Annotated in this window: 14 protein-coding genes and 1 tRNA gene; 10 read left to right on the top strand and 5 right to left on the bottom strand. The window is 67.4% G+C overall.

What is annotated here, in order from left to right:
* The first annotated feature begins 109 nt into the window (after positions 1-109).
* The 3 genes from clpB to ACU6XJ_RS11310 all read left to right on the top strand — a co-directional run bounded on the left by clpB (position 110) and on the right by ACU6XJ_RS11310 (position 4,493).
* A complete protein-coding gene (gene clpB / locus ACU6XJ_RS11320) occupies positions 110-2,716 on the top strand; it encodes an ATP-dependent chaperone ClpB (protein ID WP_476309495.1) in 2,607 nt (868 codons plus the stop codon).
* 192 nt (positions 2,717-2,908) lie between these two features.
* Positions 2,909-3,637, top strand: coding sequence for a type III secretion system chaperone family protein (locus ACU6XJ_RS11315; RefSeq protein WP_476309493.1), 729 nt, complete (start codon positions 2,909-2,911; stop codon positions 3,635-3,637).
* Between the two features lie 52 nt (positions 3,638-3,689).
* Positions 3,690-4,493, top strand: a complete 804-nt coding sequence (locus ACU6XJ_RS11310) for an SDR family NAD(P)-dependent oxidoreductase (protein ID WP_476309491.1) — start codon at positions 3,690-3,692, stop codon at positions 4,491-4,493.
* A gap of 77 nt (positions 4,494-4,570) precedes the next feature.
* On the opposite strand, the gene ACU6XJ_RS11305 is transcribed toward ACU6XJ_RS11310, so the two are convergent.
* The 4 genes from ACU6XJ_RS11305 to ACU6XJ_RS11290 form a co-directional block, all read right to left on the bottom strand.
* A complete protein-coding gene (locus ACU6XJ_RS11305; protein WP_476309488.1) occupies positions 4,571-5,215 on the bottom strand; it encodes a DUF4360 domain-containing protein in 645 nt (214 codons plus the stop codon).
* A 222-nt stretch (positions 5,216-5,437) separates the two neighbouring features.
* Complete coding sequence (locus ACU6XJ_RS11300; protein ID WP_476309486.1) at positions 5,438-6,067, bottom strand: DUF4360 domain-containing protein; 630 nt, start codon at positions 6,065-6,067, stop codon at positions 5,438-5,440.
* Between the two features lie 181 nt (positions 6,068-6,248).
* Positions 6,249-6,884: a DUF4360 domain-containing protein gene (locus ACU6XJ_RS11295; protein ID WP_476309483.1), complete on the bottom strand. Its 636-nt coding sequence runs from the start codon at positions 6,882-6,884 to the stop codon at positions 6,249-6,251.
* Positions 6,885-7,132: 248 nt separating this feature from the next.
* Positions 7,133-7,666, bottom strand: a complete 534-nt coding sequence (locus tag ACU6XJ_RS11290; protein WP_476313938.1) for a DUF4360 domain-containing protein — start codon at positions 7,664-7,666, stop codon at positions 7,133-7,135.
* Between ACU6XJ_RS11290 and ACU6XJ_RS11285 the strand changes: the two genes are divergently transcribed.
* The 6 genes from ACU6XJ_RS11285 to ACU6XJ_RS11260 all read left to right on the top strand — a co-directional run bounded on the left by ACU6XJ_RS11285 (position 7,590) and on the right by ACU6XJ_RS11260 (position 12,353).
* Positions 7,590-7,853, top strand: a complete 264-nt coding sequence (locus ACU6XJ_RS11285) for a hypothetical protein (RefSeq protein ID WP_476314113.1) — start codon at positions 7,590-7,592, stop codon at positions 7,851-7,853. The genes ACU6XJ_RS11290 and ACU6XJ_RS11285 overlap by 77 nt on opposite strands.
* 254 nt (positions 7,854-8,107) lie before the next feature.
* Positions 8,108-8,704: an orotate phosphoribosyltransferase gene (gene pyrE / locus ACU6XJ_RS11280; RefSeq protein WP_476309481.1), complete on the top strand. Its 597-nt coding sequence runs from the start codon at positions 8,108-8,110 to the stop codon at positions 8,702-8,704.
* 6 nt (positions 8,705-8,710) lie between these two features.
* Positions 8,711-9,340 (top strand): LemA family protein, encoded by a 630-nt coding sequence (locus tag ACU6XJ_RS11275; protein WP_476309479.1) that lies wholly within the window; start codon positions 8,711-8,713, stop codon positions 9,338-9,340.
* Positions 9,337-9,993 (top strand): TrmH family RNA methyltransferase, encoded by a 657-nt coding sequence (locus tag ACU6XJ_RS11270; RefSeq protein WP_476309476.1) that lies wholly within the window; start codon positions 9,337-9,339, stop codon positions 9,991-9,993. The genes ACU6XJ_RS11275 and ACU6XJ_RS11270 overlap by 4 nt, the downstream gene beginning before the upstream one ends.
* 27 nt (positions 9,994-10,020) lie before the next feature.
* Positions 10,021-11,163 carry a glycoside hydrolase family 76 protein gene (locus ACU6XJ_RS11265; RefSeq protein ID WP_476309474.1) on the top strand — a complete coding sequence of 381 codons (1,143 nt, stop codon included), beginning with the start codon at positions 10,021-10,023 and terminating at the stop codon, positions 11,161-11,163.
* A gap of 176 nt (positions 11,164-11,339) precedes the next feature.
* A complete protein-coding gene (locus ACU6XJ_RS11260) occupies positions 11,340-12,353 on the top strand; it encodes a cation diffusion facilitator family transporter (RefSeq protein ID WP_476309470.1) in 1,014 nt (337 codons plus the stop codon).
* On the opposite strand, the gene dcd is transcribed toward ACU6XJ_RS11260, so the two are convergent.
* On the bottom strand, positions 12,307-12,882 hold the full coding sequence (gene dcd, locus ACU6XJ_RS11255) for a dCTP deaminase (RefSeq protein WP_476309467.1): 576 nt from the start codon (positions 12,880-12,882) through the stop codon (positions 12,307-12,309). The two genes, ACU6XJ_RS11260 and dcd, sit on opposite strands and share 47 nt — an antisense overlap.
* A 67-nt stretch (positions 12,883-12,949) precedes the next feature.
* On the opposite strand from dcd, the gene ACU6XJ_RS11250 reads away from it, so the two are divergent.
* Positions 12,950-13,020: transfer RNA gene (locus tag ACU6XJ_RS11250), tRNA-Gly, on the top strand.
* Positions 13,021-13,072: the final 52 nt, after the last annotated feature.

Here is a 13,072-nt window from a genome sequence, read left to right as displayed (position 1 = left end):
TTGAGTGGAACCGACTCAACTTTTCCAACGTTGTGCAGGGTGGCGGGTCGTGCACTAGGCAGTGACACAGGCACCGACCCCGTGACTGTTCGTGCCGATGAGGTGAGGGATGGACGCTTTCAACCCGACTACCAAGACCCAGCAGGCCATTTCCGCTGCGGTGCAGGCCGCCACGGTGGCAGGCAACCCCGATGTGACCCCCACTCACCTGCTGGGCGCGCTGCTCGCGCAGAGCGACGGCATCGCCACTCCACTGCTGGCCGCGGTCGGCGCCGAAGCGGCGTCCGTGCGCGCCGAACTGGACCGGCTCAGCGCGGGCCTGCCCACGGCCAGCGGCGCGACGGTTTCCGCACCGCAGTTCTCCGCCACCGCGGTCAAGTCGCTCACCCATGCCCAGCAACTGGCCACCGAGATGGGCGATGAGTACGTCTCCACCGAGCACCTGCTGGTCGGCCTTGCCGCCGAGGGCGGACCGGTGGCCGACCTGCTGCGGCGCAACGGCGCGACCCCCGAGGCCCTGCGGGACGCCTTCACCAAGGTCCGCGGCTCGGCGAGGGTGACGAGCCCCGACCCGGAGGGCACCTACCAGGCGCTGGAGAAGTACGGCGTCGACCTCACCGACCGGGCCCGCAAGGGCGAACTCGACCCGGTGATCGGCCGGGACGCCGAGATCCGGCGCGTCGTGCAGGTGCTGTCCCGGCGCACCAAGAACAACCCGGTGCTGATCGGCGAGCCGGGCGTCGGTAAGACCGCGATCGTAGAGGGACTGGCCCAGCGGATCGTGACGGGCGACGTTCCGGAGTCGCTGCGCGGCAAGCGCGTGGTCGCGCTCGACCTCGGCGCGATGGTGGCGGGCGCGAAGTACCGCGGCGAGTTCGAGGAACGGCTCAAGGCCGTGCTGAAGGACATCACCGCCTCCGACGGACAGGTCGTCACCTTCATCGACGAGTTGCACACCATCGTCGGCGCGGGCGCCACCGGCGAGGGCGCCATGGACGCGGGCAACATGATCAAGCCGATGCTGGCCAGGGGCGAGCTCCGCATGGTCGGCGCGACCACCCTGGACGAGTACCGGCAGCACATCGAGAAGGACGCCGCGCTGGAGCGCCGCTTCCAGCAGGTGATGGTCGGCGAGCCGAGCGTGGAGGACACCGTCGGCATCCTGCGTGGCCTCAAGGAGCGCTACGAGGTGCACCACGGCGTGCGGATCACCGACGGCGCGCTGGTCGCCGCGGCCACCCTCTCCGACCGCTACATCACCGCCCGCTTCCTGCCGGACAAAGCCATCGACCTGGTCGACGAGGCCGCGTCCCGGCTGCGCATGGAGATCGACTCGCGCCCCGTCGAGATCGACGAGGTGGAGCGCGCGGTCCGCAGGCTGGAGATCGAGGAGATGGCGCTGGCCAAGGAAAGCGACGCCGCTTCCCGCGAGCGGCTGGCCGCGCTGCGCGCCGAGCTGGCCGATCGCCGCGAGACGCTGGCCGAGCTGACCGCCCGCTGGCAGCGGGAGAAGGACGCCATCGAGCGGGTGCGCGAGCTCAAGGAGCAGCTCGAGCAGCTCCGCGGCGAGTCGGAGCGGGCCGAGCGGGACGGCGATCTTGGCCGGGCCGCCGAACTGCGCTACGGCCGCATCCCCGCCTTGGAGAAGGAGCTCGAGGCAGCCGCCGCGGCGACCGTGGCCACCGGCAGCGTCCAGGTGATGCTGAAGGAGGAGGTCACCGCCGACGACGTCGCCGATGTCGTGAGCGCCTGGACCGGAATCCCGGCGGGCAGGCTGCTGGAGGGTGAGACCACCAAGCTGCTGCGCATGGAAGACGAGCTCGGCAGGCGCGTGATCGGCCAGCAGGAGGCGGTGCGCGCGGTCTCCGACGCGGTCCGCAGGGCGCGTGCGGGCGTTGCCGACCCCGACCGGCCGACCGGTTCGTTCCTGTTCCTCGGCCCGACGGGCGTCGGCAAGACCGAGTTGGCCAAGGCGCTGGCCGAGTTCCTGTTCGACGACGAGCGCGCCATGATCCGCATCGACATGAGCGAGTACGCCGAGAAGCACTCGGTGGCCCGCCTGGTCGGCGCCCCGCCCGGCTACGTCGGCTACGACCAGGGTGGCCAGCTGACCGAGGCGGTCCGGCGCAGGCCCTACTCGGTGGTGCTGCTGGACGAGGTGGAGAAGGCACACCCCGACGTCTTCGACGTGCTGTTGCAGGTGCTCGACGACGGCAGGCTGACCGACGGGCAGGGCAGGACGGTGGACTTCCGCAACACGATCCTCGTGCTGACCAGCAACCTCGGTTCGCAGATCATCGCCGATGTCACCATGGACGAGCGGCAGCGCAAGGACGCGGTGCTGTCCGTGGTGCAGCACCACTTCAAGCCGGAGTTCCTCAACCGGCTGGACGACATCGTGGTCTTCCACCAGCTCGCCACCGAGGAGCTCACGTCCATTGTGGACATCCAGGTGGGCAGGCTGGCGAAGCGACTGGCCCAGCGCAGGCTCCAGCTCGACGTGACCACGGCGGCGCGGGACTGGCTGGCGCTCAACGGCTTCGACCCCGTCTACGGCGCGCGGCCGCTGCGCAGGCTGGTGCAGTCGGCCATCGGAGACCAGCTCGCCAGGGAGCTGCTGGCGGGCCAGATCCGCGACGGCGACTCCGTGCTGGTCGATCTCAAGGACGACCGCACCGGATTGGTCGTCACCCAGAAGGAGCAAATTCCGGCCTGAGCGGTCACGCATACAACGCGACAGGTCGGGAACAAAACGGGCGTCCGACGCGGAAATCCCTCGGCAAACGCTTGCCGGGGGACTTTCGCACCGTACGGAACCGTCCACCGGGCAGAGTGAATCCGCACAATCTGACCCGATCAAGGATCTTGATCTTCGCACATCGCGATCTCGCCGCTACGCTTTTCGTTTGTGGGCATACCGGCGTGGATTTGGTTCACCGTCGCGGTGATCGCTGCCGTGGCTGGCGCGGCGCTGCTCGCCACCGATCGAGCCCAGCGCTCGGCACGGAACAGAGAGCGCAAACGCTGGGCCTCGCTGCGTGGCTGGCAATTCACTGAGTTGGACGTTGCGCTGCCCGCCCGGTGGCGCAACGGAGTCATGGCCTACGGCGAGGTCGGCGTCGGCCGCGATGTGGTCACCGGCTCCACCTTCACCGCCGACGGTAGGCGGATGGTCCACGTCTTCGACTACGAGCAGGGCGGCAAGGTCACCGCGGTCATCGTGGCCGTGCACCGCAGGCGCCCGCTGCCGACCGTGGTCGAGCTGTGGATGCCGAGCGTCACCATCTCCGGTGAGTCCGGCCTCGACCTGCTCGGCCCGGTGGGCGACCGCTTCGCGTTCGTCTCCGACATGGTCAGCGCCCGGCCGCTGATCACCCCGGACCTGGTGGACGCCTCGGACGAGATCGGGCACGACGTCACCGTGGTCTGGCTGGAGGACGCCTGGGTGGCCGCGGCCGCGGCACCCAACGCGGGCCCGGCCAGGCTGGAACGCCTGCTCCGCGACCTCGGCGAACTGGCCGATCTGGTCGACCCCGCCAACGTGGACTTCGACGGCGACCCCGGGCACCCGGACGAGGACGAGAACGACATCGAGTCCGAGGACGGCGAGGTCTACCGCCCCACTCCACGCCGCTGAAGGTGAAATCGGGCTGCCCGAACGGGTTCCGATTGGGCTAGCGTCTAGTGACATGCCCACCGCGTTGATCACGGGACCCACCGCAGGCATCGGGACGGCGTTCGCGCGCAGGCTGGCCGCCGACGGCTACGACCTCGTGCTCGTGGCCAGGGACGGCGACCGCTTGACCGCGCTGTCCGAGGAACTCTCCACCCGCCACGGCATCGGCGTCGAGGTGTTGCAGGCGGACCTCTCCGACGGCAGAGCCCGCCAGCGGGTCGCCACCCGCTGCGCCGCGGGCGCGGGCACCCGCGGCGGCAAGGCCGCAAAGGCACCGATCGATCTGCTGGTCAACAACGCGGGCTTCGCGCATTCCTCGGAGTTCGCCGACGCGGACTACACCGCGCTGAAGGCCCAGTTGGACGTCAACGTCACCGCGGTGCTGCAACTGACCCACGCGGCGCTGCCCGGCATGCTCGAACGGCAGCGGGGCGCGGTGATCAACGTGTCCAGCGTCGCGAGCTTCTTCCCCGGCCGGGGTTCCACCTACACCGCGAGCAAGGCGTGGGTGACGGTGTTCTCCGAGGGGCTCGCCGCGGGACTGGCCAAGACGCCGGTCCGGGTGATCGCGCTGTGCCCGGGATTCACCCGCACCGAATTCCACGCCAGGGCGGGCATCACCATGTCCGATGCGCCCAAGCATTTCTGGCTGGAGGCGGACCGGGTGGTCGACGACTGCCTTGCCGATCTTCGCCGCGGCCGGGTGCTTTCGGTGCCGAGCAAACGGTACAAAGTGCTCGTCGCCCTTGGTACGGTCCTTCCGCGACCGCTCGTCCGTTGGGCGGCGTCGCGAGGAACCGGCCGCGGCCGGACCTAGTCCGAACGCGGACCGGGGACAGGAGTGGCATTCACCCGCTTGGCCCGGGTGAATGCCACCTGCCGCTCAGTGCCTGCCTAGCTCTGCTCGCACTTCTTCCACGCCCAGTGGTACGTGGTCTTCAGGTCGCCATCCGTCGAGTCCATCGCGATGTAGCTGGTGGTCTTCTTCGGATCCGAGGTGCCGACGGCCGCCCTCAACTCGGTGTTGATGTTGAAGTTGCGGACCTCGTTGCAGGGGTGGTAGACGATCTGGGCGATCGGGATCTCGTGGGTCCGCTGCCAGTTGTCCTCAAGTAAGCCCTTGAAGTCCTCTTCCTTCTTCACCGTCTCCGACTGGCCTTGGAAGTAGTAGCCCGCAACCTGCTTGGCGGTCGCACCCGCGGCAAGCTGCGCGTAGCCGCGGTAGTCGACCTTGGCAATCCCGTAGGTGAATCCCGAGGGCACATTCACCTTCAGGTTGAGCTGGCAGTTCTTCCGGTTGTCGGTCGGCTTGGACCCGACACCCACACTGGCGATGTAGGCGCTGTAGGTGACGGTGAACGCCGTGTTGTCCGGAGCGACCGCGACCTGAACGGTGTCCTTGGGACAACCCGAGCCGTTGACGGTCACCACCTGCACCGTCACCTTGTCCGGCGGCGGTACGAAGTCGGGGTCAAACCATGGTGGTGGTGGATTCACCAGGGATAACGCAACCCCGACAGCCGCCAGGAAATGAAGCATGGTTCCCTCCTCGTATCAGGCAATGGAATAACCGCGGGCATGCGTGTGGTGCCGGCCAATAGGCCGAATTCACGGTGAAATAGTGAACAACGGTGGTTCGCAGGGTTTACCGCATTTCACATGCCCGCGCAGACCCCCAGGATGTCGCGCGTTTTCGCCGGGGGTACCCGCGCGGCGACCGCTCCGTGGAGTAGGCCGCCGCGCTTCAAGGTCACCCGAGAATCAGCACTTCTTCCAGTGCCAGTGGAAGACCGTGCGAGAGCTGCCGTCGGTGGAGTCCATGGCCATGTAGCTGGTGCCCTTGGAGCTGCCCGCGTTCACCCGGAGTTCGGTGTTCACGTTGACGATCTTGCTCTCACCGCAGGGCGCGTAGACGAGCTCCGCGACCTCGGTCTTGTTCGTGACCTGCCAGTTGTTCTGGAACGGGCCGGAGAAGTCCTTGTCGGCCCGGTAGGTCGGCGAGGTGCCCTGGATGTAGTAGCTGGCCCGCTGCAAGCCGGTCGCACCCTTGGCCAACTGCGCGTAGCCCCGGTAGTCGGCCTGGGCGATCGCGTAGGTGAAGCCCTGCGGGATGTGAACCTGCAGCGCCAGCTGACAGTTCTTCCGGTTGTCGGTCGGCTTGGATTCCGGGCCCACCTCGGCGAGGAAATCGCTGTAGGTCACGGTGAACGCCGTGTTGTCCGGCGCGACCGCCACCGCGGCGGTGTCCTTCGGGCAGCCCGAGCCGTTCACGGTCAGGACCTGGACCGTGATCTTGCCCGGTGGTGGGGTATCCGCCGACTGGTCGGCGACTGCAGGCGATGCGACGAGGCTTAATGCCGCCGCGCCGACGACTGCCAGTAGTTTAAACATTTGATGCCCTCCCAGTACTTCTCTACAAGGCGAGCTTGCAGGGGTTAGGGGAAATCTATCGCAACATTCATTCATTGCCACCGACTAAACGGCGCAATGCGGTCACTTGCGGTTATGCGCGTTTAAGTTGCGCACTGCCAATATTCAAAGAGAGGTGTCGATCAATTGCCGTGGAAATCGCTTACGCGTTGCACTTCTTCCACGCCCAGTGGTAGGTGGTCTTGACGGAGCCGTCCGTCGAGTCCATCGTGAAGTAACTGGTGGTGGTCTTGGGGTCCGAGGACCCTACGGCGACCCGCAACTCCGTGTTGATGTTGAAGTTGCGCAGTTCGCCACAGGGCGACCACACGACCTGGGTGAACTCCACCTCGTCCGTCGCCTGCCAGTTGTCCTCGAGCAGGCCCTTGAAGTTGTGCGTCTTCCGGTCCGTCGACGAGCTTCCCTGGAAGTAGTACCCCGCGATCTGCTGGGCGGTGGCACCCTTGGCCAGTTGTGCGTAGCCGCGGTAGTCGGACTTGACGATGCCGTAGCTGAAGCCCTGCGGAACGTTGACCTTCAGGTTCAGCTGGCAGTTCTTCCGGTTGTCCGTCGGCTTGGCGCCGACGCCGACCTGGGCGATGTACTCGCTGTAGGTCACGGTGAACGCGGTGTTGTCCGGGGCGACGGCGACCTGGACGGTGTCCTTCGGGCAACCCGAGCCGTTGACGGTCACGACCTGGACGGTCACCTTGTCGGGCGGCGGCACGAACTCCTCGTCGTACCACGGCGGATTGATCAGTGTCAGGGCTACGCCGATGGCAGCCAGAGCATGGAACATTGTTCCCTCCCTTTACCCTCGCGAATGACCAGCAGGAGGTCAGCGCTGAAATTCAGGTAGAGCGCAGGATGAATTTCGAGACTAGGCGGGCATGCGTTGACCACACCGAACGCGCTCACATCCATCGGTGCAGCCAGGCTGGCCCATTCTTGTGAGAGTTCCGTATCGTCCGCGCCAACGGAAAACGGATTCTCAGCGGCAGTTGTGGCAGGGCTGCCGCATTAAGTAATGGGTTCGGTTTGCGGTTCTCAGCACTTCTTCCAGTGCCAGTGGTAGACCGTGCGGATGCTGCCGTCGGTCGAGTCCATGGCCATGTAGCTGGTGCTGCCAGGGTCAGAGGAACCCGCGCTGACCCGCAGTTCGGTGTTCACGTTGAAGATCCGGCTTACGCCACACGGCGCCCAGACCAGCTCCGCGACGTCGGTCTTGTCGGTAACCTGCCAGTTGTTGTTGAGGGGACCGGCGAAGTTCTCGGTCACCCGCGCGGTCGGCGAGGTGCCCTGGATGTAGTAGCTGGACCGCTGAATGCCGGTCGCACCCTTCTCCAGGTGGGCGTATCCGCGGTAGTCAGCCTGCGCGATGGCGTAGGTGAAGCCCTGCGGCACATGCACCTTCAGGCCGAGCTGGCAGTTCTTCCGGTTGTCGATGGGCTGGGATTGAGGCCCGACCTCGGCGAGGAATTCGCTGTAGGTCACGGTAAATGCGGTGTTGTCCGGCGCGACGGCGACCGCGGCCGTGCCGGGACGGCAGCCCGAACCATTTACCGTCTCGACGTCGACCACAATCTTGTCAGGTGGCGGCGCCTCTTCCGCGGCTGCGGGCGTGGAAATCAAGAATAATACTGCACCTGCGGCAGCCAATAATTTGAACATGAATGCCCTCCGGTTCACGATCAATAAGCAGGATCCGTCGATCCTTTGCAGGGTCAAGCAACTCTATGCGCGCGCCGTGTTTTACTGTACCCGCTGAACGGCTTAAACCCATCAGCTTCGCCGGCGAAACACTTAAGTTGGTCCGCGCGTCCCTTGAATAAGAATCCCGTTTCGTGATCTGGTCGCGTCCTCGTCGTAATGAGAATGAATGCCTTGCTAAATTAAACAACTGAACTTATCTGGCTAGTTTGAAAGGCAACTTAACTTAAGCCGCCGAACGGCCGGGAAATGATGCTTTCGGCCGAGCCGGGTGCCGCCGTCCTGCGGAGCGGCGAGGTGAGGCCGCCACCTGTGCGAAGCTTGCTGCTCGTGAGCAACTCTGTGGAGATCGACCAGCAGGCCAAGTCCGAACTCGCCCGGCTCGTCAACGAGCTGGCCGTGGTGCGCGGGCGGGTCACCCTGTCCTCCGGCAAACAGGCCGATTACTACGTCGACCTGCGGCGGGCGACATTGCACCACGCGGCCGCCCCACTGATCGGCAAGCTGCTCCGACAGCTCACCGCGGACTGGGATTACACGGCGGTCGGCGGGCTGACACTGGGTGCCGATCCCGTCGCCACCGCCATGATGCACACCGCCGCGGTGGAAACACCGCCCGCGGGTCTTGACGCCTTCGTGGTCCGCAAGGCCATCAAGGAGCACGGCATGCAGCGGCAGATCGAAGGCCCGGACGTGCGCGGCCGCCGGGTGCTCGCCGTGGAGGACACCTCGACCACCGGCGGCAGCGTGCTGACCGCGGTCACCGCGCTGCGGGCCGCGGAGGCGGAGATCGTGGGTGTGGTCACCGTCGTGGACCGCGCCACCGGCGCGCAGCAGGTCATCGAGGCCGAGGGCCTGGAGTACCGGTACCTGCTCGGCCTTGCCGACCTCGGACTCGACCCACACTGAGTTCCCGTGGGCGGTAACCTGCGCTGGATGGACACCTCGCTCACGTTGATCTTGATCTTCGTCGTCGTGGCCATTGGTCTGTTCTGGGTGACCGACCTGCTCAGACTGCTCCGCCTCCGCCATGCCGTGGAGGAGACCTGGGCATGCGTCGACGTCGACCTACAGCGGCGTTACGACCTGATCCCCAACCTGGTCGAAACGGTCAAGGCAACGGCTCCCGTCGCGCAGGCGGCCATCCAACGCGTCATCGAGTGCCGTTGCAGAGCCGTCGCGGTGCGGCAGTCGCCCGCCGGGGCCGACGAGCTGAGCCACGCGGAACGCCTGCTCTCCGCGGCGGCACGGGAACTGCTCGAACTCGCCGACCGGCCGCTGAGCCGGGACGAGAGCTTCCTGCACCTGCGGCACCAGCTGGCCGAAACGGAGAGCAAGATCGCCGAGGGCGGTCGGGTCTACAACGACACCGTCCGCACGTACAACCGCGGGGTGCGCCGCTGGGGGCGGTTGGCGGGACTGTGCGGATTCCGGCCATCGGCCTTGCTGGACATCCCGGAGCCGGTGGGGTCCGTCCGCGGCAGGCAACCGGGCATGGTGCTGCCGCCCGCGGAGTTCGCCGCCGACGAATCACGTCGCCGGTGAACGAGCAGGAAGCCACCGGCCCGACGGAATGGGTCTTCGGTGAGCCGGTGGGCGTCGGTCCGTGGCCGGGCGAGCCGCCTGCCGGGGACTGGTACGACCCCGATCTGCTGGCCGAGGGCGACACCCGGAACGTGGTGGACCGCTACCGGTATTGGCGGCGGGAGGCCATCGTCGCCGAACTCGACACCCGTCGACACGATTTCCACGTGGCCATCGAGAACTTCCAGCACGATCACAACATCGGCACCGTGGTGCGCACCGCGAACGCCTTCCTGGCGCGGGCGGTCCACATCGTGGGCCGCAAGCGTTGGAACCGCCGCGGCGCGATGGTGACCGACCGGTACCAGCACGTGCACCACCACGGCGACATCGGCTCGCTGACGGCCTTCGCCGCCGAGCGGGACCTGCGGATCGTGGCGGTGGACAACACTGAGGGATCGGTCCGTTTGGAACGCACCGAACTGCCGCGGCGGTGCGTGCTGCTGTTCGGCCAGGAGGGGCCGGGCCTGACCGACCAGGCCCGCGAGGCGGCGTCGATGCTGGTCTCGATCGCGCAGTTCGGCTCCACCCGTTCCATCAACGCCGGGGTCGCGGCGGGCATCGTCATGCACAGTTGGGTGACCCGACACGCCGACCTGGATGCCGCGTGGTGAGCCCCCGCTGAGCCCAGGATTGAGGGCATGAGTTCAGCGGACGGCGGTTGGGCGGACCGGGCGGCGGCGGCCGAGCAGGCGGTGCGCCGCAGGCACCTGCGCAAGCTGTGGTTCCTGCCGACGACGCTGCTCGGCGTGGTGGGCTGGCCAGCGCCGCTGCGTGACGTGCTGCACCTCGGCTGGAACTACTGGTGGCAGGCGCATCTGTTGGACTGCCTGATCGACGCCGAGTTCCGCGCGCCCGACCCCGACCGGCGACGCGAGATCCGCGCGTTCCTGCGCGGTGTCCGCGTCCGCAACCTGCTGCGCTGGATCAACGAGTACTACGACGACATCGCCTGGATGGGCCTCGCGCTGCGGCGCGCGGACGCCGTCGCGGGCATCGCCCGCCCCCGCGCCTTGGACGCCATCGCCAAGCAGTTGCGCGCGGGGTGGTCTCCGGCCGGTGGCGGCGGCATCTGGTGGAAGGTCGGCGACAACTTCAAGAACACCCCCGCCAACGGCCCCGCCGCGATCCTGCTGGCGCAACTGGGCGAGGACGGCAGCACCGAGGACCTCAGGCTGGCGGAGTCCCTTGTGGACTGGATGGAGCGCACCCTTGTCGACCCGGCGACCGGCCTGGTCTGGGACGGGGTGCGGATCAACCCCGACGGCAGCCTCGGCGAGGTCGAGAGGGCGGTCTACACCTACTGCCAGGGCGTGTTCCTCGGTGCCTGCGTCGAGCTTGCCAGGGTCACCGGCGACCGGCGGTGGCGCGGGCCCGCGGTCCGCACGATCGACGCGGTGGCCACGCACCTGCGCTCGGCCTCCGGTGCGCTGCATGGCCACAGCGGCGGCGACGGCGGCCTGTTCACCGGCATCCTGGCCCGCTACCTGGCGATGGCCGCGGTGCGGCTGGCCGAGGACGAGCCGTCCGCCGCCGAGTCCGCCGCCGCGGAGTGCGCGGCCCGGATGGTCACCGACTCCGCCGCGGCCTGCTGGGACACCCGCTGCGTGGTGGAGGACGGCCCGCTGTTCGGACCGGACTGGACGGTCGCGGCGTGCAGGCCGCCGCGGCTGCGTTTCCTGGCGGGCCAGGCCGAATGGAGCCGCCGACAGGCCGAGTACGACCTGTCGGTGCAGCTCTCCGGTTGGATGGTGATGGAGGCCGCGGCCCGACTGGAACGCTGAGTTGCGCCATTCGGGTGACACCTGGTGCCACCAACGGAACCTCACCACCGGACCGCCCGTCTCTATAGGTACCGGGTATCCGAGGGGAGAGCAGCGGGGCCGGCCTACTGGGGAGGAAGGGCCGGCCCCGTTTTGTTCCCGCTGCACCGCGGGACCTCGCGCCGTAGCGTGATCGCGTGGCGTCCGAAAGCAGACTCACCGTCGTTCTCGCGCTGGTCGTGAACTTCGGCATCGCCGTCATGAAAGCCATCGCCGGGGTGCTGACCGGTTCCGCCGCCCTGCTGGCCGAGGCGGGCCACTCGGTCGCCGACACCATCACCGAAGGCTTCCTGCTGACGGCATTGCGTCGTTCAGAACGTCCCGCCGACCACCGCCACCCCTTCGGCTACGGCAAGGAGCGGTACTTCTGGTCCCTGCTGGCGGCGGTGAGCATCTTCGCCTCCGGCTCGGTGTTCGCCATCGTGGAAGGCGTCCGGGCCATCGTCGGCGAGCCCCAGGAACAGGTCGACCCGTGGATCGCCTACCTCGTGCTGGCCCTGGCCTTCGGGATGGAACTCGTCTCCTGGTTCCAGGCCATCCGCCAGGTGCGTGCCGAGTCCGCGGCGGAGAACCGCTCGTGGCTCGCCTACCTCCGCCTGTCCGACGACCCCACGGTGAAGACGGTGCTGCTGGAGGACACCGCAGCCCTGGCGGGCCTGCTGCTGGCCTTCGCGGGCGTCGGCCTGCACCACCTCACCGGCTCCTCGCTGTGGGACGGCCTGGCCTCCCTGGCGATCGGCGTGCTGCTGGCCGCCGTCGCCTACGTCCTGGGCCGAACCAACCTCGGCCTGCTCATCGGACGTCAGGCCGACCCCCAACTCGTCGGCGCGGTGCACCGCTGGCTGTCCGCCCAGCCGGAGGTGGAGGTGATCGTGGACCTGCTGACCATGGTCACCGGCACCGACCGCGCGCTGCTCTGCGCCAGGATCGACTTCGACGACCGCCTCTCGGCATCGGATCTGGAACAGACCTGCCTGCGCCTGGACAACGAACTCCGCGAGACCTTCACCGAGTTGGACGAGATCTTCCTCGAACCAATGCCCCGCACCGACCCGACGGTCCGCAAGCGGGTGATGGAGCGCTACGCGGCGGTGTGGGACCGCGTCAGCGCCCGAACCGCTGAAAGTTCAGGTACGCCCGCGAAGGAGTAGGTCCGCGCTGCCCCTGATAGCGGGACCCCGCCTGCTGCGAGCCGTAGGGATGCTCGGCCGGGCTGGTCAACCGGAACAGGCACAACTGGCCGATCTTCATCCCCGGCCACAGCGTGATCGGCAGGTTCGCCACGTTGGACAGCTCGAGCGTGATGTGCCCGGAGAAGCCGGGGTCGATGAACCCGGCCGTCGAGTGCGTGAGCAGCCCCAGCCTGCCCAGGCTCGACTTGCCCTCCAGCCGCCCGGCCAGGTCCTCCGGCAACGTCACCATCTCGTAGGTGGACCCCAGCACGAACTCGCCAGGGTGCAGCACGAACGCCTCGTCGTCGGCGATCTCCACCAGCGAGGTCAGCTCGTCCTGCCGCATCGCCGGGTCGATATGCGTGTACTTGGTGTTGTCGAACACCCGGAACAGCCGATCCAGTCGCACGTCCACGCTGGACGGCTGAATCAGCTTGGGATCGAACGGCTCCAGCCCAAGGCTGCCCGACTCGATCTCTTTACGCAGGTCCCGGTCACTCAACAGCACGGGCCCACCCTAGATGCCCAAGCCCCGACACCGCCAAGTGCCTGTTGTGTATGCTGATCGACGCACTGCGGGTGTAGTTCAATGGTAGAACGACAGCTTCCCAAGCTGTAGACGCGGGTTCGATTCCCGTCACCCGCTCAAGGCAAGTCTTAGCAGGTCAGAAGGGCTGTCCCCCGATCTTGGGAGGCAG

This window comes from Actinorectispora metalli (assembly GCF_056323685.1).
The sequence above is the reverse complement of the archived record's forward strand: the minus strand, read 5'-3'. Positions and strand labels throughout refer to the sequence as shown.

Excerpts from the sequence above, each read along its gene's own strand:
- clpB (WP_476309495.1), top strand. The coding sequence starts at position 110 with ATGGACGCTTTCAACCCGACTACCAAGACCCAGCAGGCCATTTCCGCT.
- ACU6XJ_RS11295 (WP_476309483.1), bottom strand. The coding sequence starts at position 6,884 with ATGTTCCATGCTCTGGCTGCCATCGGCGTAGCCCTGACACTGATCAAT.
- ACU6XJ_RS11305 (WP_476309488.1), bottom strand. The coding sequence starts at position 5,215 with ATGCTTCATTTCCTGGCGGCTGTCGGGGTTGCGTTATCCCTGGTGAAT.
- ACU6XJ_RS11265 (WP_476309474.1), top strand. The coding sequence starts at position 10,021 with ATGAGTTCAGCGGACGGCGGTTGGGCGGACCGGGCGGCGGCGGCCGAG.
- ACU6XJ_RS11310 (WP_476309491.1), top strand. The coding sequence starts at position 3,690 with ATGCCCACCGCGTTGATCACGGGACCCACCGCAGGCATCGGGACGGCG.
- ACU6XJ_RS11300 (WP_476309486.1), bottom strand. The coding sequence starts at position 6,067 with ATGTTTAAACTACTGGCAGTCGTCGGCGCGGCGGCATTAAGCCTCGTC.